Genomic DNA, 18,699 nt, shown 5'->3' on the forward strand with positions numbered 1-18,699 from the left:
GTGGCCGATCGCGAAGACCAGATCGCCGTCTACCGCGAAGCCGTATCGACCTACATCGAACGGCTGACGTCCAAGGAACGCTCGCGCCTGTTGCGACGCGCCGCCTTCGAACTGCGCCGGTCCCAGCAGAAGCGGATCCGCGCCCAGGTCGGCCCCGACGGGGCGCCATGGCCGAAACGCAAACCCCGCAAGGAACAGAAGCCCGCCAGCCGCCCGATCCGCTTCCTCTATCGCCGCGGCGGCAACGAGCGCCTGGTGGACATGCGCAGCTGGGTCCGGCGCGGGAACATGCTCACCGGCTTCGATCGGGAGGCGGAGGGCATCCGCACCTTCCGGGCCGACCGGATTTCGCGCCACCTGCCGGCCGAAGGCGGCGCCGACCCCGGCCCCATGACCGGCGTCATCCGCGGCCGCCGCGGCGGGGTGCGGCGCAAGGCGGCGGCCATGTTCGTGAAGCTCAGAACCGCGGCGCACATGCGCGCCGGCGCCACCCCCGACGAAGCCTATGTCGAGTTCACCGGCCGCGCGTCGAAGCTGGCTCGCATCCACCATTTCGGCCTGAAAGACCGGGTCGTTCCCGACGGTCCCGAGACGGACTATCCGCAGCGCGAACTGCTGGGCTTCAGCCAGGCCGACGACGAGGCCATGCTCGCCCTGCTCCTCGATCACATGGAAGGGCGGGTCTAGCGCCCGCCGTGTGGTGCGGGGCGGACCTGACCATAGCCCGCTGTCGCGCTGATCGCGGTCGGGCGGCCCTATCCGCCCATGACGAAGTATTCCGGCCCCGCCGGCGGCACGACCGCCGTTGATCTATCGCGGCTGCCCTTCCCGGCCGTGATCGAAGAACTCAGCTTCGAAACGATCCTCGCCGAAACCAAGGCCGATCTGATCGCGCTGGCTCCGGACGCCGCCGCCGTGCTCGATGACGAGAGCGAACTCCTGGTCAAGCTGATGCAGGTCTTCGCCTACCGCGAACTCAACGTGCGCAAGCGCGTGAACGACGCCGCCAAGGCCATGACCCTGCCCTACGCGATCGGCGCGGATCTCGACGTCGTGGCGGCGCCGTTCGCCCGCCGTCTGGTCATCCGGCCGGCCGATCCCCTGACCGGGGCGCCGGCCGTCATGGAAAGCGACGACTCCCTCCGCGAACGCGCCATGATGGGACCGGAAGGCTATTCGGTCGCCGGGCCGGCCGGCGCCTATGTCAGCTTCGCACGCGCCTCATCCGGCCAGGTGCTGGATGCATCATGCGTCACGCCATCGCCCGGTCGCGTCCTGGTGACGGTTCTGTCGCGCGATAACGGCGGCGTCCCCGATCAACCGCTTCTCGACATCGTCGCCGCGGCCGTGACCGACGAGGACGTCCGCCCCCTGACCGATCATGTGACGGTCCAGGCTGCCGAGATTCTGCCCTTCACCATCGCGGCTGCGATCAAGACCTTCGCCGGCCCTGACAGCGACGTCGTCCTGGCCGAGGCCCGCCGTCGGCTCGATGACTACCTCGCCCGCTCCTACCGCCTCGGCCGCGACATCACCCGCGCGGCCCTGACCGCCGCGCTTTGCCCTGATGGCGTCCAGGACGTTGAACTGACGCAGCCGGCCGCCTCGATCGTGGTCGGCCCCACCCAGGCCGCCCTATGCCAGGGCGTGACCCTGACCTACGGGGGCCTGGCCGAATGATCCCCGCACCGCATCTCGGCGCGGCCGACCCGACCTCGCTGCTGCCGCCGAACGCGACCCGGTTCGAGCGTGATCTCGAGATCCTCAGCCGTCGCCTCGACGTCATCCCGACGCCGCTGCGCGACCTGGTCAATGTCGAGACGATCCCCGAACGGTTCATGCCCTGGCTGGCCTTCACCCGCTCGGTCGACTCCTGGAATCCCGGCTGGTCGCCGCGCGTCAAACGCAACCTGATCGCCTCCTCGATCGACCTGCACCGTCGCAAGGGTTCGGCCGGATCGGTGCGCGCCATCGTTCAGGCCTTCGGCGGCCAGATCGCACTGCGCGAATGGTGGCAGATGGACCCGCCCGGCGAGCCGCACACCTTCGACATGGTGCTGACCTTGACCGGCGACGACGGCGAAGCCGCCTCGCAGCGCTTCATCGAAGAGGTGATCGAAGAAGTCGCCCGCACCAAGCCTGCCCGCTCCTGGTTCACCGTCACCCAGGGCTTCACCGCTAAAGGCGTTCAGGCCATCGCCGCCGCCGCCCGTCCCGCCGTCTACCGCCGCCTGCAGCTGTCCGAGGCCGTCTGATCATGTCCGGTTTCCAGATCACCATCACTGACGCCGGCCGCGCCGCGCTCATCAACGCCCAGAATACCGGCACGGCCGCCTTCGTCCTGTCGCAGATCGGTGTCTCGACCCAGGCGATCGCCGGCGACCTGGCCAGCCTCGCCGTCTTGCCGAACGAACGCAAACGGCTGGCCACCATGGCCGGCGACGTCGTCGCCGACGACACCCTCCATGTAACGATCCGCGACGAAAGCGCGGACGCCTACGCCCTGCGGTCGTTCGGCCTCTACGACTCCACCGGCGTCCTTTTCGCCGTCTACAGTCAGGCCGATCCGATCCTGGAGAAGTCGGCCGCCGCCATGTTGCTGTTGGCTGTCGACGCGCGTTTGGTGGCCCTGGGGACGGCCAATGTCGAATTCGGCCCGGTCGGCTTCACCCTTCCGCCGGCCAGCGAAACCGTCGCCGGCGTTGTCGAGATCGCCACCGACGCCGAGGTGGACGTGGGTCAGGATCCCTGGCGCGTGATCACCGCCCGGACGTTGAAACGCGCGCTTGGCGCCCTGTCCAACTTCGCCCTTAAGGATCACAAGCACGATGCGGGCGACGTCGAGACCGGCACGTTTCATGCGAACCGCATCCCGGAACTGCCGATGTCTCGCATTGGCGGCTTGATCGCTACCCTGGCCGACAAGGCGTCTGCTCTGCACAGCCACACCATGGCGCAGGTGTCGGGCCTGGTCGCTGCGCTGGCTCTGAAGGCCGACCTCGCGAGTCCGGCTTTCTCCGGCACTGCGGCCTTCGCGAACGCTCTGGTGAACGGCGTCCTGTCAATATCTGGCGCGGCGCCCGGCAACCGCCGCATATTTTTTAGGACCGATGCCGCCAACCGCTGGGCCATCAACGTCAACGGGGTGGCCGAAACCGGCGGCAACTCCGGTTCGCATTTCACCGTTGAGCGGTTCGACGATGCCGGAGCCTATGTCGACACTTCGTTTCACATCAACCGGGCGACCGGCCAAGTCACCATGCCCAAGCGGCCCGGTTGGGCGGGCGCCGTCCCCTGGGACAACGCCAACTTTAACCCCGACAGCCGCGTCTCAGTCGCCGCCACCAACCTTGGTGCGACATGGGACGTGCCGCTGACGAAGTTGTCTTCAGCGGCGCAATTCGCCGCCCTGCCTTCGGGCTTCACTTCCATGGTGACGCCTGACTCGGTCGGGACGCCAGGCGGCTATGGCTATCTGTTCAAAATGGCGCGCAGGGACAGCGGTCACGGCTGGACGGGTCTCTGGATCAACCACACCGCCGCGCCGGGAGACGCTCCTGAACTGTACGTCGGCTCCGCAATGGTAGGCTCCGAACTGCCTGTTTGGACCCGCGCCTGGACATGGGCGAACTTCAATCCGGCCACAAAGGCCAACGTCCAATACCCGGACTTCTACGGTCAGATTAATCTCGAAAGCGGCCCCGCCCGTTTTCGCGCCATCGGGGACGGCGACAGCCTGTTCCTTCAGGCAGGAACGGCCACCGGCAACAACGGCAACATGATCCTCAGCGGCTTGTTCGGCCAGAATCTGACTAGCCTTCGCGCTCAGATTGGCGGTGCGCTGCGCGACCTATTTCACACCGGCAATTTCAACCCGGCGTCGAAGGCCGATCTGAACGGCTGGACGAACCCCGACGGCGATGCGACCGTCAACGGCAACAAAACCTTCGCCTGCCCCGTCGACAACACGATTGCGCGGGGCAACCTCGATTTTGGACGCGGCGCGCTGGAAGTCCGCGCGAAGACCGGCGACGGCGCGGCCTACTTGACCTTTCACCGGCCGGGTCAGTTTGCGGCCTTTTTCGGCGTTGATACCGACGGCGAACTCAAGTTCGGCGGCTGGTCGCTCGGGGAGGTCTCCTATCGCATCTGGTCGGAACGCAACCTGCGTCAGGCCAACCCTGCTGAGGCGGCCGCAGGCGTGGCGCATGACCGCTTCATCACGCCATCGGCGCTCTGGTCCTTCGCCAAATCCATCGGACCGAACGGCTATCAGCAAATCCCCGGCACCGATCTGATCATCCAGTGGGGTGTCTCCAACGGCAGCCACCCTGAGGGCGCAGTCCACGCCGCCCTGCCGGTCGCCTTCGGCGGCGGCTGCCTGTTCGCCTGCGCCACGCCTCGCAACGCGGGTCAGGCCTACGGCATGGACTTCGTGATGCAGATCGTCGGCCGCTACCTTGACCGCATCGTCTTCTACGCCAACCGCGCCAACAGCAGCTCCGGCAACATGTCGGGCTACGAATGGATGGCCATCGGCCTTGCGCGCGGCAATCCCGACCCCGTTTACAGCAGCGGCTATCCACCCGGTGGCGGTGGCGGTGGCGGTGGCGGCGGCGGCGAAGACCCGTTTATCCGACCGGAGGTCTGATCATGACCATCGCCTTCAGCGCGACGACGCTCGCCTTCTACGATCTGAACACCTGGCCCCACGATCTGCCTGACGACATCGCCACCCTCAGCAGGGCTGATCATGCGGCGATCCTGAATGAGATCGCATCCGGCCGAGTCCTGACTGCGAATGACGACGGCGCACCGATCACGATCACGCCGCCCGCGCCATCGGCGGAGCAGCTTGCCATCGAAGCACGCCGCCGGCGTGACGCAGAGATCGCCGCCGTTCGTTGGCTGCTCGAGCGCCACCGCGATGAACAGGCCTTGCAGATCCCCACCACCCTGACGCCCGAGGACTATCGCCTCGTCCAGGAACACGTGCAGGCCCTGCGCGACGTACCCGAGCAAGACGGCTTCCCTATCGCGATCGAATGGCCCGTCCTCGCGCCTGAACTGGTGGCCACCGGCGACTAAGAACCGCGCGCTTGTGGTGCGGGGCGGACCTGACCACAGCACGCGCGCGAAAGCGGCCGGACGCTGCGCCATCGTTCGCGCCATGCGTCGCCCCGCCTCGTCTTCATCTGCAGCCTCCACCAACCGCGCCCTGGCGGACCTGGTGCGCGAAGGCGTGGTCCATGCCGTCGACCTCGACGCAGGCAAGGCCGTGGTTCGCCTCGGCGATATCCTGACGCCGCCGATCGACTGGCACATGTCGGTCGGCGACACCACGATCTGGCTCCCGCCGACAGAAGGCCAGCCAGTCACCGTCGTTTCCCCCGAAGGCGACATCGAACGCGCCTACATCGCCGCCAGCCTGCCGTCTTCCTCCATGGCGCCGCTCTTCCTGGGCGTGAGCGTCGGCATCCGTTTCAGGGACGGATCGATCCTGACCTACGATCCCGAGGCCAAACGCCTCAAGTTCGATCTCGCCGGATCCGCCGAGCTCGTCGCGCCCGACGGCCTGTCCATCCGCGGCAACGTCGCCATCGAAGGCGACCTGGACGTTCAGGGCGATGCCCGCGCTTCCGGCGTGGTGACCGGCGACGAGGACGTCGTCTTCGCCGGCAAGAGCGCCAAGGGCCACAAACACCTCGGCGTGACCGCAGGCTCAGCCGTGTCCGGGGGACCGCAATGACCGGCCTCTCCTCCAGCAACGGGCGCGCGATCGCTTCGGACAGCGACGACTATGTGCGCCGTTCGGTGGCCGACGTCCTGACCACCCCGATCGGCTCGCGCGTCATGCGACGCGATTACGGCTCCTACCTGCCCCTCCTGGTCGACCAGCCGATGAATGCGATCACGCGCCTCAAGCTCTACGGCGCCACGGCGCTGGCGCTGATGCGGTTTCACCGTCGCTCCCGTCTCAAGGCCGTCCAGCTGACGACCGACGGCCCCTCGGCCGCCCTGCAGCTGGAGCTGGTCCGCACCGACCTGCCCCGCCCTCGCGCCCTGTCCGTCGCCCTGCCCTTCAGCGCGCTGCGATCGGCCGCTCCACGAACCTGACCAACCAAGGATCCTGACCATGGCTCTCACGCCCCGCCGCCACGGCGTCAAGATTATCGAAGTCGCCGCCGGTCCTTTGCCGCTGGCCGTGGCCGCCACCTCCATCTGGGGCCTGGTCGCCGTCGCCCCGGCGGCGGACGAAGAGGTCTTTCCGCTCGATAAGCCCGTCCTGGTGACCGACATCGAGGCGGCCATTCAGGCCGCCGGCGACGGCGGCACCCTGGCCAAGTCGTTGAAGGCCATAGGCGACCAGGCCCGCGCCGTCGGTGTCGTGGTTCGCGTGGCGGAAGGCTCCGGCGGCAACCCTGAAGACGTGGCCACGGATCAAAACGCCAAACTCATCGGCGGCGGCGTCGCCGGATCTCGAACCGGCCTGCAGGCCCTGATGGACGCCGAAAGCACCACGGGCGTTCGCCCGCGCATCTTGGCCGTGCCCGGCTTCTCCTCGGCCGAAGTGGGCTCCGCCCTGGGCGTCCTGGCGGGCAAGCTGAACGCCATCGCCTATTATGACGCCGGGCCTGTGCGCACCGTCGAGGCGGCGGTCGCCTTCCGCGCCGGTTTCAATCAGCGCGAGCTCTTCCTGCAGTTCGGCGACTTCCTGGCCGCCAACCCCTTCACCGCCGTGGTCGAGCCGTCCTACGCCTCGGCTCGGGCCGTAGGCCTGCGCGCGCGAACCGATCAGGAGATCGGCTTCCACAAGACCATCTCCAACCTGCCCGTCGCCGGCGTCGTCGGCATCACGCCTGCGGTCAGCTGGGATTTGCATAGCGACGACACCGAGGCCGGCATCCTGAACGGCGCCGACATCACCTGCCTGATCCGCCGCGGCGGCGACCGCTTCTGGGGCAACCGCGGCTGTTCGGCCGATCCGCGCTTCGCCTTTGAAAGCGCGGTGCGCACCAACCAGGTGCTGCGCGACACGATCGCCGAGGGCGTCTTCCCCTACATCGACCGGCCGCTGACGCCCGCGCTGGCGCGCGACATCGTGGCCAGCATCAACGCCATGTTCCGCCGCCTGAAGGCGGCCGGCCTGATCATCGGGGCGGAAGCCTACCTGACCGACGCCAATACGCCCGACCAGTTGGCCGCCGGCCGGCTGCGCATCGGCTACCGGTTCACGCCATGCGCGCCGCTGGAAGACCTGTCGATCGAGAGCCTCATCACCGAGGAGTTCTACGCCGACTTCAACCAGATGGCTGCCTGAACTCCAGCCTGAGCAGCCTTCACCAAGTCATTCGATTTTCAAGGAAACCTTTGCGATGAACCTGCCCCGCAAGCTCAAGGACATGGTGGTCCACGGCAACGGCGAAGCCTACATCGGCGAGAGCAAGACCTTCACCCGTCCGCCTCTTGAGATGGAGGGTGAAGACTGGCGCGGCTCGGGCATGATCGCCCCGATCAAGATCTTCACCGGCCTGCAGGCCCTGGAGGTCGAGCACACCTACGGCGGCGAGATCCCCGGCCTGAACAGCACCTTCGCCGAGCACCAGGTCGACGCTTCGCAGCTGCGCTTCACCGGCGCCTATCAGAACGCCGCCACCGGCGAATATGACCACGTCGAAATCGTCGTTCGCGGCCGCACCTACGCCATCGACGCCGGCGGCGACGAGATCGGCGGCGACACCGAGGTCACCTACAAGACCGCCTGCGTCTATTACCTGCAGACCCGCAACGGCCGGACCGAGTTCGAGATCGACGTCCTGAACAAGGTCTTCACCGTCGACGGCGTCGACCGCCTGGCCGAGGAACGCCGCATCCTGGGCTTCGCCTGACGATGCGGCCGCGCCCGCCGTCTGACCGGCCGAACGCGCTCGAGCGACCCGATCGCCCATGCGCGGGCCAGACCCCGGCGGTTCGGCGGGCGCCCCGTCCCCCTTCTCACTTCCTGGGCGTCCGCACGGCGCCGTCCCTTCGCTTCACCGGGTAAAGACGATGAACACTGACGAAGAAGTCACTGAAAACAAAGAACGCGCGACTGTCGTCGTGCCGCTGGACACGCCGTTGAAGCGCGGCGATCAGATCATCAAGGCCGTCACCCTGCGCAAGCCGCTGGGCGGCGCCCTGGCCGGCGCCAAGGTGGTCGACCTTCTGAACCTGGACCTGGTCGCCGCCTCCAAGGTGGTGCGCCGGATCTCCTCGCCCGTCATCACCGCCCAGGAGTTCCTGGCGATGGAAGCCGAGGACTGCACCGCCATCGCGGGCGAGATCGCCGGTTTTTTGCTGCAGAAGCGCCAGAAGGCGGAAGCTGGCCTCGAAGCATAGACGACGCCTTCGCCGACATCGCCGCCGTCTTCCACTACTGGCCGTCCCCGACGCCCATGGAAGAGATGACCTTCACGGAGATCCTGGAGGTTCGCGACCGCGCCGTCGAACGCTGGAACCGCATGCACGCGGCTCCGGACCAGCCCCGCTCCCGATAGCCCTCCCCGAGCTTCATGTCCCGCAACCTGCGCCTTCAGCTGATCATGGACGCCGCCGGCAACGCCACGCGGTTCCTGAAGGGCGTGCGCGGCGAAACGGACTCGACCTCCAAGGCGTTGCGGGCGGCGCGCGAGCGCGTCTCGGAACTACAGCGCGCCTCCAGGGACGTCGCCGCCTACCGGCAGATGACCGACCGGCTCGGCCAGACCCGCGAGTCGCTGAAGGCCGCGCGCGCCGAGGCCGCCCGCCTGGCCCAGGCGCACAAGGCGGCCGCGAACCCGACCAAGGCCCTGACGCGCGCATTTGAACAGGCGCGCGACCGCGTCCGATCGCTGAAGGCCACCGAGGAAGGCCACGCACGCACCCTGCAGTCGATCCGCGGCCGACTCGAGTCTGCGGGCCTCTCGACCCGCAACCTGTCCGAGGCCGAAAAGCGGCTGGCTCTTCGCACCCGCCGCGCCACCGACGCCCTCGAGGAGCAACGCTCCAAGCTGAAGGCGCTCGAGGACCGTCAGAACCGCATGGCGAACGCGCGAACCGCATATGACCGGCGCCAGCAGTTCGCCGGCACGGCCGCCGGCGCGGGCGCCTCCTCAATCGGCGCAGGCATGGCCGCCGCCGCGCCCCTGGTCGCAGCGTCCGGCGCAGCCATCACCTTCCAGGACGCCATGCTCGACGTGAAGAAGGTGGTCGACTTCGACACGCCCGAACAGTTCGAGCAGATGAACCGCGACGTCCTGCAGCTGTCGAAGGATCTCGGCCTGCCGGCGGAAGGCGTCGCCCAGATCATCGCTGCGGCCGGTCAGGCCAAGATCGCGCGCGAAGAGCTCAAGGGCTTCGCCCAGGACGCAGGTCAGATGGGCGTCGCCTTCGGCACGACCGCCGAGGACGCGGGCGAGAAGATGGCCACCTGGCGCACCGCCTTCGGCATGACGCAGGATCAGGTCCGCGCCTTCGCCGATCAGGTCAACCACCTGGGCGACAACGGCAACGCCACGGCGCTGGCCATTTCCAACGTCGTGACCAGAGTCGGCCCGCTGGCCGGCGTCGCTGGCGCGGCTGCATCTGAAGTCGCCGCCCTGGGCTCGACCATCGTCGGCATGGGCGTCGCCGAAGAGATCGCCGCCACCGGGATCAAGAACACCATGCTCGCCCTGACCAAGGGCGAGGCCGCCACGAAGGCCCAGCAGAAGGCCTACGCCGCCCTTGGCCTTGAGGCGGAAGGCGTGGCCAAGGCCATGCAGAGCGACGCCGGCGGGACCATCATCGACGTGCTGGAGCGCGTGAAGAAGCTGTCGCCCGATCGTCAGGCCTCGATCCTGACCCAGCTGTTCGGCTCTGAATCAGTGGCGGCGATCGCACCCATGCTGACCCAGCTGGACGTGCTGAAGACCAACCTGAAGGCCGTGGAAGACGCCGAGACGACGGCCGGGTCCATGGCGACCGAGTTCGGCAACCGGATGTCCGGCGCTAAAGGCGCGATCGACCAGGCGACGCACGGACTGAGGGGCGCCGCGATCGCTGCTGGAACGTCATTCCTTCCTCTGATCCGTGAAGTTGCTCTGCGCGTTGGCGCAACCTCGGAGCGCCTGACCAAATTCGCCCAGGCGCATCCGCGCGTCATCCAGGTCGTGGGCGCCCTGGTCGGCATTGTCGCCGCCGGCCTGCTGATCTTCGGCGGCCTGGCCCTGGCGGTCGCCGCCGTTCTCGGCCCCTTCGCCCTGCTGCAGTTCGCCCTGGCGGGCGCGGGTGCCTTCTTCGCGCCCCTGCTCGCGGGTCTGGGCGGCGCCATAGCGTCTACCTGGGCCTTCACCGCCGCCCTGCTGGCCAACCCCATCACCTGGATCGTGGTCGGCGTCGTCGCCCTCGCGGCGGCCGCCTTCCTGATCTATCGCAACTGGGGCGCCATCAGCACCTGGTGGGCCGGCGTCTGGACCCGCATCAAGGAGATCGGCGGCGCAGCCGTTCGTGGCCTGATCAGCGTCTTCATGACCTTCACGCCGGCCGGCCTGCTGATCCAGGCCTTCCAGCGCGTCTGGCCGGCCCTGCAGTCACTGGGGCCGAAGTTCCGCGAGTTCGGCGGCCAGTTGATCATGGGGCTGATCAACGGCCTGCTCGGCGGCATCCCCAACCTGATCCGCGCCGTCATGGGCGCCGGCGGCAAGCTGATCACCGCCTTCAAGGAACGCCTGGGCATTCGCTCGCCGTCGCGCATCTTCGCCGGGCTTGGCGATGAAACGGTCGCGGGTCTGACGCAGGGACTGACCCGATCCTCCGGGGACGCAGTCAGGGCTGTCGCGCGCGTGGGCGCCGGAATGACGGCCGCCCTCGCCGTCGGAACGCCTGGCGCGCCGTCCCTGGCCTTTGACAACGGCCCGCGCATCGGCGCCGCGCCCGCGCCGGCTGCATCCGCGCCGCCTGCGACGCGCCCCTCGATCGGCAGCGTGACCATCCATGTGAACGCCCAGCCTGGGCAGAGCGCCAGGGACATCGCGCGCGAGGTCGCAGAGATCCTGAACAGCCCCAACCTGGGCGAGCTGGGCGACGAACCCGGAGATTTCGACTGATGGCGATGATGGCGCTGGGGCTGTTCGTCTTCGACCTGCCCACCCTGACCTATCAGCAGCTGCAGCGTCGCACGTCCTGGCGCCACGCCTTCGGCGAGCGCGTCGGCGCGCGCCCGGCCGGCCAATTCCTCGGCGATGGCGATGACGACATCACCCTGACGGGCATGCTCGCGCCCGTCGCCTTCGGTGACGCAGACAGCCTGGATGACCTTCGTGTCATGGGGAAAAGCGGCGAGGCCTGGCCCCTGGTCGACGGCGCGGGCCGCGTCTACGGCGCCTTCGTCATCATCAGCCTGGACGAGACGCAGCGGTCGATCATGGACAACGGCGTCCCCCGGATCTCGGACTTCACCCTGTCCCTGAAGCGGGTCGATGACGACCTGGGCGACGAAGGCGCTGCGTCGTGACGGGCCGAGCCTATCACCCGCGGGCGGTCTGGCGGCTGGTGATTGACGGCGTCGACATCGGCGCCCAGGTGACGCCGCGCCTGAACAGCCTCGAACTCACCGAAAAGCGCGGCGCGGATGCGGACGAACTCTCCATCGTCCTCAACGACCACGACGGCCAGCTGGCCATTCCGCCTTCGGGCGCCATCATCAGCCTGGCGCTCGGCTGGCGCGAGCCTGGATCTGCCGCGGCGCCCGTCCTGATCGACAAGGGCCGTTTCAAGGTCGACCAGCGCGGTCACGCCGGCACGCCTGACATGCTGACGATCCGCGCCCGATCTGCGGACCTGACCCGCGCCTTCAGGCAGCGCCGGGCGCAAAGCTGGTCAGAGACGACCCTCGGCGCCGTGCTGGCCGAGATCGCCGGGCGAAACGGCCTGCAGCTGCGCTGCGCGCCGGACAAGGCCGCCCTGGACGTCGTACATCTGGCCCAGAGCAACGAGAGCGACGCCGCCCTGCTGTCCCGTCTCGGCCGGATGCATGACGCCGTGGCGACGGTGAAGGCCGAGCGCCTGATCTTCATGGCCTGCGGCGCCGGCCAGAGCCCCGGCGGCGCGGATCTCGGCCTGGCCCGGATCACGCGTCGCGACGGCGACCGTCACAATTGGGAAGAAGCCGAGCGGGACGCCTTTTCGGGCGTCATCGCCGAATGGCACGACCGCGCCGGCGGAGAGCGCCGCAAGGTGGTGGTCGGCAGCGAGGACAACGCCAAGAAGCTCAGCCGAACCTACGCCTCGGAAGCCAGCGCCAGGCGCGCGGCCGACACCGAGTTCAAGCGACTGCAGCGCGCCGCGGCCAAGTTTTCCCTCACCCTCGCGCGCGGCCGGCCGGACATCTTTCCCGAGAAAACGGTCAACGTGTCGGGCTTCAAGCCCGAAATCGACGCGGCCGGCTGGCTGGTGGTCGAGACGCGCCACAGCCTGAACGCCGCGGGCGGCCTGGCGACCAGCCTGCAGATGGAGCTCGGCGGCTCAGAAACTAGCGACAGTGTTTGACGCAGGCGCCTGTCACTGAACAACTTTATCGAGCGTAGATAAGCGAGGCGTGCTATGGAAAACGCAGGGGCGAAGTCGGGATCGGAATCCACTATGCACCAGGGGGCGACCGCTGAAGGGCGGTTCAGCACGACCAATCAACCGGCCTGTTTTCAGGGCGGAAAGCGGCCTCGCTACGGCGGCCAGTTCCGGATGAAATGCCCCTACTGCGACGCCCTCGCCAAGGTCCGGGGCAGCGAGCAGATCAGCCCGACCTACCGGTCCCTGCGCTTCCAGTGCGTCAACGTCGAGTCCGACGAACCCTGCGGCGCATCCTTCATCGCGTCCCTGGTGATCGAGCGCGTCCTCGTCCCGACGGCCCGGCCCAACCCGCGCGTCCAGCTGCCCATGGCCGTCCTGCGCCGCCGCATGCCCTCGGGCGCGCCGGCCGCCGCGAACGACGCCGAATAGCGGGCGCTCCGAAAACCCGCTTTCGACCCATTGCGGACATTAGCGCCATGGGCCTAGCTACGCTGATGCTTGCAGAAGACGACAAAGAACATCCCGTACCAGAGCAGCTTCGGCCTCGATTTCAGGAGCTGGTAGCAGCCTTTGTTGCTGGCGATTATCGACTTTCGAGGCACGCACTCGAAGGGATTGCGCCAATAGATGAGGACGCAGCCCAATTCATCGCAGGTCAAATCGCTGCATACGGGGCAACACTGGCTCCGCTAAACGACGAGGTTTGGCAGCGGTCAATCTATCTATGGATGGACGGTTACTGGGAGTTCCTGATCGATCTCAGCACCACCCAGGAGCCCGTCAGCGACCTGGCTCTCCACGCCAAACTGTTTGGCGATCCAAGCGGCCGAATTGAAGTTTCATCTGTTCATGTGCCCTAGGTCTGCTTTCCACCCTTAAGCGAACTTCGCTTCACGACCCATTGCGGACATTGCCCCGAACCCTTTCTAGGTCAGGGAAGTCGGGCCAGAGTCTTACGGCTGAACAGGTCAGACACGTTCACGCTCAAGACGGTCGAGTTCCAGTTTCTGTTTTCGCGTTCGGAACTCGGTCTTCTCAAGGAAGTGTCCGGAGGGCCAAATCACGGAACGTGCAATGGCTTCAGCCTTCAATGCGTTCAAATCTCTAACTCGGCGGTAGGCCCACAGTCGCCAGCGCGTTACCTGGAACGACCACGCAAACCATGGGGCAACGAGCACCAACAAGATCAGAAGAAGGAACCAAGGACCAAGCGCATCGACAAACACTGGCCTCGTGTTGAACAGCAGCGCAAGCAGACCGAAGCCAACAGCATATCCGGCGAGGACCGATCCGTTCACCCAAGCCCATCCAATCCATGCGGCGCGGCGAGCCGAAACTTCTGGTGCAGTGTTCATAAGGCCCCCCGATACAGTCGGTTCTATTACGGACAACAACGTCCGATTTCCACCCTTAAGCGAACTTCGGTTCACGACCCGTTGCGGACGCAAGAATGGGTCAAGATATCCAGGTCGAAAACCTCGCCGCTTCCCGCCACGCGCCTTGCGAATCTTTCCGGTAGAGGATCAAGAAACCGCCCCCCGCCAAGGGGGCAAATTGTTGCCCTAGGTAGACGATGGCCTCTTGGCCGTCGGGGGACACAATCGCTCGGTCAAGCTCCACTTCCGTTCTTGAAAAGGCCGCGTCGGCATCAACCGGGCGGGAGTTCTGATCCGTGTCAGCAAAACGCTCATTGGCCCGTTCCGCCCGAATTTTTACTTCAGAGCAGGAAAGGGCGTTTGCTGGCTGAGTGAGGGCGAAAGCCTTGGCCATTTCAGCGGATGGTCCGCCTGTTCGAAGAGGCATTCCGTCGGGCGAAGACGTGTGCCAGCCAAGATATTCATCGGGATCTTCGCCCGGCAGCGGTGCCTGTAAAACTACTTCTTCATTGGGACGAAGCACTCCCGTGCGCGGAGGGCCTTCGTCCAAAATCCATGGCCGATCATCAGATGTATTCGATGTCAGCGCCAAAACTGTAACCGCGCAGGCCTCAGCAAAATGGGGCGGAAAATTGCTCGTCGTTTTAGGCTGGCTGCACGCCGCGAGGGTCGGGAGCAATGTCAGAATGACGATGGCGGTTTGCAGGGTCATTCACAAACCATAGATCGGCCAATGGCCGCTATCCACCCTTAAGCGAACTTCGCTTCACGACCCTTTGCTGACATTGCATCAGTATGGGTCGATCGATTGGACCGATCCGGCTGCAGTGACGCGACAGACAGATCGATAGGTCCCCGTCGCCATCGTGAGTTCCCACTCTCCGCGACCCAGATCGCGAGTGCTAATCGGCACACTGGAACCGCGCGGACGGCTCATGAACTCATCAGCTCGAAGTGAGCAAGCGTCCTGCGCCGCAACTGGGGCCTGGCGAACCCAGCGCGAGTTCGAGTGGCGTCGATTGCTCGCTTCCGCTTCCCCCGCAAGATAGCCGTCATGATACCCTTCGGTCTCATGGCGGTCGTCGTAGGGCGAACCGTAAAGGCCGGACTGGTAGCCGCGCTCGTATTCAGCGTCATGATCCCGGTCCGTGTCGCCGTGGCGTCTGTTGTGCGCTGCGAGCGCTGCGGCCAGCCCCACGATAGCGACCGCCGCCACCGCCGCCCCTGTGTTGTCGTGTCTTCCCCCACCGCACTCCGTGCGTCCGGCCTGATTGATCGACTGATAGCGTCCGTCGCGAGTCATTATAGCGATGCACTCGTCTCCGCGACGCCAGTAGGTCATGCGGCCATCACCGACGACTTCGCTCCGGTCTGTGACCTCATAGCCGCGCCGCCCTAACTCGCTTTCCGCCTGACCGGCGCGCGCGCCGACGAGGTCGGAGAGGCGCCCGGGTGTTTGGGCGAATGCGGGTGACACGGACGACAGCACCACGGCCGAGGAGACGCTGATGCTGATAAACCGACGGATCGACATGGCGTGCTCTTTCACGAAGGGATCAGAAACCAACTACATCATGAAAGTGCGCGTCCGACCACCTTCCCGGTTGCGCTCGCGTCGTGACCGGGCAAGCTGTACGAAACGGCGCAGCGCGCCAACGCCCGGCAGGGGAGCCGCCGATGAACGTGCTGACGCTTTTGCGCTCCGTGGAAGAACTTCTCTATGAAGTCATGTCTTGGCTTCTGTTCTACCCCATCACTTTCTGGCGCACCCTGAGCCGCCCCCTCGAAACGATGCGCTATTCGGACGCCGAGCAGCGGGATAAGGCGGAGAGGCAGTATCTCGAGACGCTTAGCCCGCCGCTGTTTCTGGTGCTGAGCATTCTGCTCGCCCACGGCCTTGAACTCGCTCTCGGCTTCCAGATCGCACAGGGCAACAATGCTCTTGGTCGGTTGGTCTCTGGCAACGATCAGGCGCTTCTCGGTTTCCGAGCGCTGATCTTCAGCCTGCCCGCCCTGTTGTTCGCGTGCCTTGCGCTGCGGCTCCAGAAAAGGCGGATCGACCGTGACAGCCTTCGCGCCCCTTTCTTCGCTCAATGCTACCTTTCCGGCGCCACCGCGATCATTGTCAGCCTTGGCTTCAGCGGCGCGCGCCTGCCGGGTGAGAACACAACCATCGTTGGCGATGTTTTCGTCGCCTTGGCGACCGTTTGGTATCTCTGGGTCCAGTGGCGCTGGATTAAACAGGAGACGGCGCTCGGCCCAGTGAAGATCTATATCCTGACAGCCGCGACATTCGGCTTCGCTATGATGGTCATCGGTGCAGCAGCGCTGCTAGTCGCGAGCTAACTGGCTTCTAGCAAGGTCCGCGTTCCACCCTTAAGCGAACTTCGGTTCACGACCCGTTGCGGACGTTCAATGCGTCCGCTCATATGTCTAGATGACGTTGTTCAATCTGCTTCCTGCTGAGCTGTTTGTCGCCGCAACGCTAGTCTTGAGCGGGGGCTGCGGCGAGCCCATGAGCGAACAGCAACGGTTTGTCGCTCGCGACGAAAAAGGGCAAGTCATCGCTACGGTGACCATGGAGCAGCCGCTTCCCGCTCACGACACCAGCCTTACCTTCGATGGCCCGCCTGAACCGGGACAGGTTGTTTTAGTCGAACCAATGACTTTCGAGGATACAGGAGCGTTTCAATGCCACTGGTCCAAGCTCATCGCCATTTGCAAAACGGATGAACAAGAGCCCGCCGAGACCCGCCTAGTTGCGGGTGGCTATGTCCGTCGGCTCGATGCTGCGACTGTCATTGTATCCGACGCGCCCGGCGACGTTGCAGGCGATTTCGCTACTTTTCATGGTGGGCGTCTTGTTGCGTTCGGTGTCCTGGACCGAACGGGCGCCACGGCTTGGCGATACGATGCACTTTAGGTCCGCTTTCCACCCTTAGCGGCACTGCCGGCCTGACCTGTTAGCCGTCGTTGCCGACCAGCCAATCCGCCGGCACGTCCAGGGCCTGGGCGATCTTGGCCCACGCCTCGGCCGTCCCCTTCTTCCCTTCTTGGGCTTCCAGCTCCGACAGATAGCTTTGCGCCAGCCCGGTCATCTCGGCCAGCTGCACCTGCGTCACGCCGCGCCACTTGCGCAGGGCGCGCGGCAGGGTCGCGCCCTTCAGAACTAGGCGCGAGACCTCGGCGGGCAGGATGATGTCGCGCTCGGCCTTCAGATCGGCCATGCGTTCGTCAAACAGGGCGGCGTCCGCCTCGTCTTCATCGGCTTCGGCCGCACGCGCGACCAGGTCGTCATAGTCCGCGCGCGTCAGGACGACCATTTCGTCGCCGCCCGGCGCGTGGATGAATTGGGGTTCGCTTCTCATCTCACTGTCTCCTGTAGGTCGTGGTTTCGCGCTTGCCGATGTAGACGGCCAGCACGGTCGTCTGGTCCTCGGCGAACAACACCCGATAGCGGCCGACCCGCATACGGAAGCCGTCACGTCCGGCCAGCGCCTTGACGTCGCCCCGGCCCGTCGTCGCATAGGTGATCAGGGCGCCCTCGACGGCCTCGCGGGCGTCGGTCGGCAGGGCGTCCAGTTCCTTGGCGGCGCGGGCTGTCAGAGCGATCGTCTTCATGAGCGATAATATCGCTCATTATTCCGACAGGATCAAGCGATAATATCGCTTAAAGTATGAGCGAGACCCGACCTAGCAGGCGCCGGCCGCCTGCGCTCCGTATCGGGCTTGGCTCTGGGTGTATTTGTCCCCGGCGTCGGAAGACAGCTGCTGCACGAGGCCGTTGCACGAGAAACCGGTCATGTTGAGATATTGCCTCGCCGATCGGGCGGCGTTCTCATTCCAGTCCACGTCAATGCTGTCGACGGCGGCCGTGGCGTCTGCGACCGCATATCCGTCGCCGTATTCGGAAGAGAGTTGCGCGATCAGCCCGTCGCGCGAGAAGCCGGACAGGCTCAGATACTGTCTGGCCGACCTGACCGCATTCTTTTGCGGGCCTGTCAGTTTCGGCTTAGACGCGGCCGCGGCGGCCGGCGCGTTGGCGGCGGCAACCTCGGCGGCGGCGATCGCGTCGCCCATGTTTGCAGCCTCGGCGGTGATCTCCGTCTTCGGGGCCGACGGCGGCAGCATCATCCCGCCCGCGACGCAGCCCCCCATCGAGCCCAGAACCATGAACGCCCCGACCAGGCGCTTGCGCACCTTCATCCAGGCCTGCGGTCTGATGACGTTCACCACGCCGAGGATAAACGCGGCCAGGCTCGCGAAAATGATGAAACCAGCGATTGCTTCCATGAAAGCCCCCAATCCAAAGTCGTGGCTGGGCCATGCCCTGAATTCGCCATTCGCGCAACGCTGATATTCAACGCCGCGCCCCCACCCGTTCCCGCCCGGCCCCCACGCGCGCCCTCCCCTTTCCCGCCTCGACGCCCAGGGGCGTCCTCTGCGCCGCTCGCGTTGCGCTGAACCGTCAAACCGTTGCGCGATCGGCCGAAACCGTTGCCCTGGCGCCGTATCCGCAGGCGCTGCGGCCGCCCCCACGCGCGCGAAAATCGAAACCCCTCGCCCTTCGCAGAGCCAGCGACGCTGGCCCCATACGACAACGGCCGCCGTCCCTACGGGCGGCAGCCGGGTTAATCCGAGGGCGAGCACTGCTCGCCCGCAGTCTGGTCTGCTGGTTTTCCACCACCCTTGGCGGCTTCGATCTCAGGATTTATGTGGTCGGCCGACCAGGCCGACGCCTTTTTCCCTTCCTCAT

Annotated in this window: 24 protein-coding genes; 18 read left to right on the plus strand and 6 right to left on the minus strand. The window is 66.1% G+C overall.

Going from position 1 to position 18,699, the window contains the following annotated elements; genetic code table 11:
* The 16 genes from ABC419_RS11830 (at position 1) to ABC419_RS11905 (ending at position 13,427) form a co-directional block, all read left to right on the plus strand.
* Entirely contained in the window at positions 1–687 is a 687-nt protein-coding gene (locus ABC419_RS11830) for a phage virion morphogenesis protein (protein WP_412877367.1), read from the plus strand.
* A gap of 78 nt (positions 688–765) precedes the next feature.
* On the plus strand, positions 766–1,680 hold the full coding sequence (locus ABC419_RS11835) for a baseplate assembly protein (protein ID WP_412877366.1): 915 nt from the start codon (positions 766–768) through the stop codon (positions 1,678–1,680).
* The gene (locus ABC419_RS11840; RefSeq protein WP_412877365.1) at positions 1,677–2,255 is read left to right on the plus strand and encodes a phage tail protein I; all 579 of its coding nucleotides are present in this window, start codon (positions 1,677–1,679) and stop codon (positions 2,253–2,255) included. The genes ABC419_RS11835 and ABC419_RS11840 overlap by 4 nt, the downstream gene beginning before the upstream one ends.
* 2 nt (positions 2,256–2,257) lie before the next feature.
* Positions 2,258–4,651 carry a gp53-like domain-containing protein gene (locus tag ABC419_RS11845; protein WP_412877364.1) on the plus strand — a complete coding sequence of 798 codons (2,394 nt, stop codon included), beginning with the start codon at positions 2,258–2,260 and terminating at the stop codon, positions 4,649–4,651.
* A 2-nt stretch (positions 4,652–4,653) separates the two neighbouring features.
* A complete protein-coding gene (locus tag ABC419_RS11850; RefSeq protein WP_412877363.1) occupies positions 4,654–5,088 on the plus strand; it encodes a phage tail assembly chaperone in 435 nt (144 codons plus the stop codon).
* 82 nt (positions 5,089–5,170) lie between these two features.
* Positions 5,171–5,749 (plus strand): phage baseplate assembly protein V, encoded by a 579-nt coding sequence (locus ABC419_RS11855; RefSeq protein WP_412877362.1) that lies wholly within the window; start codon positions 5,171–5,173, stop codon positions 5,747–5,749.
* Positions 5,746–6,117: a GPW/gp25 family protein gene (locus ABC419_RS11860; protein ID WP_412877361.1), complete on the plus strand. Its 372-nt coding sequence runs from the start codon at positions 5,746–5,748 to the stop codon at positions 6,115–6,117. Before ABC419_RS11855 ends, ABC419_RS11860 begins: the two co-directional genes overlap by 4 nt.
* A 19-nt stretch (positions 6,118–6,136) precedes the next feature.
* Positions 6,137–7,321 carry a phage tail sheath subtilisin-like domain-containing protein gene (locus ABC419_RS11865; protein ID WP_412877360.1) on the plus strand — a complete coding sequence of 395 codons (1,185 nt, stop codon included), beginning with the start codon at positions 6,137–6,139 and terminating at the stop codon, positions 7,319–7,321.
* A gap of 55 nt (positions 7,322–7,376) precedes the next feature.
* Entirely contained in the window at positions 7,377–7,889 is a 513-nt protein-coding gene (locus ABC419_RS11870; RefSeq protein WP_412877359.1) for a phage major tail tube protein, read from the plus strand.
* A 160-nt stretch (positions 7,890–8,049) separates the two neighbouring features.
* On the plus strand, positions 8,050–8,379 hold the full coding sequence (locus tag ABC419_RS11875) for a phage tail assembly protein (protein WP_412877358.1): 330 nt from the start codon (positions 8,050–8,052) through the stop codon (positions 8,377–8,379).
* Between the two features lie 17 nt (positions 8,380–8,396).
* Positions 8,397–8,537 carry a GpE family phage tail protein gene (locus ABC419_RS11880; protein ID WP_412878286.1) on the plus strand — a complete coding sequence of 47 codons (141 nt, stop codon included), beginning with the start codon at positions 8,397–8,399 and terminating at the stop codon, positions 8,535–8,537.
* A 15-nt stretch (positions 8,538–8,552) separates the two neighbouring features.
* Positions 8,553–11,105 carry a phage tail tape measure protein gene (locus tag ABC419_RS11885; protein ID WP_412877357.1) on the plus strand — a complete coding sequence of 851 codons (2,553 nt, stop codon included), beginning with the start codon at positions 8,553–8,555 and terminating at the stop codon, positions 11,103–11,105.
* Positions 11,105–11,512, plus strand: a complete 408-nt coding sequence (locus tag ABC419_RS11890; RefSeq protein ID WP_412877356.1) for a phage tail protein — start codon at positions 11,105–11,107, stop codon at positions 11,510–11,512. Before ABC419_RS11885 ends, ABC419_RS11890 begins: the two co-directional genes overlap by 1 nt.
* The gene (locus tag ABC419_RS11895; protein ID WP_412877355.1) at positions 11,509–12,546 is read left to right on the plus strand and encodes a contractile injection system protein, VgrG/Pvc8 family; all 1,038 of its coding nucleotides are present in this window, start codon (positions 11,509–11,511) and stop codon (positions 12,544–12,546) included. The genes ABC419_RS11890 and ABC419_RS11895 overlap by 4 nt, the downstream gene beginning before the upstream one ends.
* A 93-nt stretch (positions 12,547–12,639) precedes the next feature.
* A complete protein-coding gene (locus tag ABC419_RS11900) occupies positions 12,640–12,996 on the plus strand; it encodes an ogr/Delta-like zinc finger family protein (protein ID WP_412877354.1) in 357 nt (118 codons plus the stop codon).
* A gap of 65 nt (positions 12,997–13,061) precedes the next feature.
* Complete coding sequence (locus tag ABC419_RS11905; RefSeq protein ID WP_412877353.1) at positions 13,062–13,427, plus strand: DUF7668 domain-containing protein; 366 nt, start codon at positions 13,062–13,064, stop codon at positions 13,425–13,427.
* 108 nt (positions 13,428–13,535) lie between these two features.
* Here the strand turns inward: ABC419_RS11905 and ABC419_RS11910 are convergent, their stop codons facing one another.
* The 3 genes from ABC419_RS11910 to ABC419_RS11920 all read right to left on the minus strand — a co-directional run bounded on the left by ABC419_RS11910 (position 13,536) and on the right by ABC419_RS11920 (position 15,477).
* On the minus strand, positions 13,536–13,922 hold the full coding sequence (locus ABC419_RS11910) for a hypothetical protein (protein ID WP_412877352.1): 387 nt from the start codon (positions 13,920–13,922) through the stop codon (positions 13,536–13,538).
* 100 nt (positions 13,923–14,022) lie between these two features.
* Complete coding sequence (locus tag ABC419_RS11915) at positions 14,023–14,655, minus strand: hypothetical protein (RefSeq protein ID WP_412877351.1); 633 nt, start codon at positions 14,653–14,655, stop codon at positions 14,023–14,025.
* A gap of 78 nt (positions 14,656–14,733) precedes the next feature.
* Positions 14,734–15,477, minus strand: a complete 744-nt coding sequence (locus tag ABC419_RS11920; protein ID WP_412877350.1) for a hypothetical protein — start codon at positions 15,475–15,477, stop codon at positions 14,734–14,736.
* Between the two features lie 143 nt (positions 15,478–15,620).
* Here ABC419_RS11920 and ABC419_RS11925 point away from each other — a divergent pair, with 143 nt between their 5' ends.
* Together ABC419_RS11925 and ABC419_RS11930 are read left to right on the plus strand one after the other, a co-directional pair.
* On the plus strand, positions 15,621–16,289 hold the full coding sequence (locus ABC419_RS11925; RefSeq protein WP_412877349.1) for a hypothetical protein: 669 nt from the start codon (positions 15,621–15,623) through the stop codon (positions 16,287–16,289).
* A gap of 169 nt (positions 16,290–16,458) precedes the next feature.
* Positions 16,459–16,866 carry a hypothetical protein gene (locus tag ABC419_RS11930; RefSeq protein ID WP_412877348.1) on the plus strand — a complete coding sequence of 136 codons (408 nt, stop codon included), beginning with the start codon at positions 16,459–16,461 and terminating at the stop codon, positions 16,864–16,866.
* 40 nt (positions 16,867–16,906) lie between these two features.
* Here the strand turns inward: ABC419_RS11930 and ABC419_RS11935 are convergent, their stop codons facing one another.
* The 3 genes from ABC419_RS11935 to ABC419_RS11945 all read right to left on the minus strand — a co-directional run bounded on the left by ABC419_RS11935 (position 16,907) and on the right by ABC419_RS11945 (position 18,236).
* Entirely contained in the window at positions 16,907–17,311 is a 405-nt protein-coding gene (locus ABC419_RS11935; protein ID WP_412877347.1) for a helix-turn-helix domain-containing protein, read from the minus strand.
* 1 nt (position 17,312) lies between these two features.
* Complete coding sequence (locus ABC419_RS11940; protein ID WP_269300810.1) at positions 17,313–17,564, minus strand: type II toxin-antitoxin system RelE family toxin; 252 nt, start codon at positions 17,562–17,564, stop codon at positions 17,313–17,315.
* A 72-nt stretch (positions 17,565–17,636) separates the two neighbouring features.
* A complete protein-coding gene (locus ABC419_RS11945) occupies positions 17,637–18,236 on the minus strand; it encodes an Ltp family lipoprotein (protein WP_412877346.1) in 600 nt (199 codons plus the stop codon).
* Between the last annotated feature and the right edge of the window lie 463 nt (positions 18,237–18,699).

Source organism: Brevundimonas phoenicis (genome assembly GCF_047237745.1).
GTDB lineage: Bacteria > Pseudomonadota > Alphaproteobacteria > Caulobacterales > Caulobacteraceae > Brevundimonas.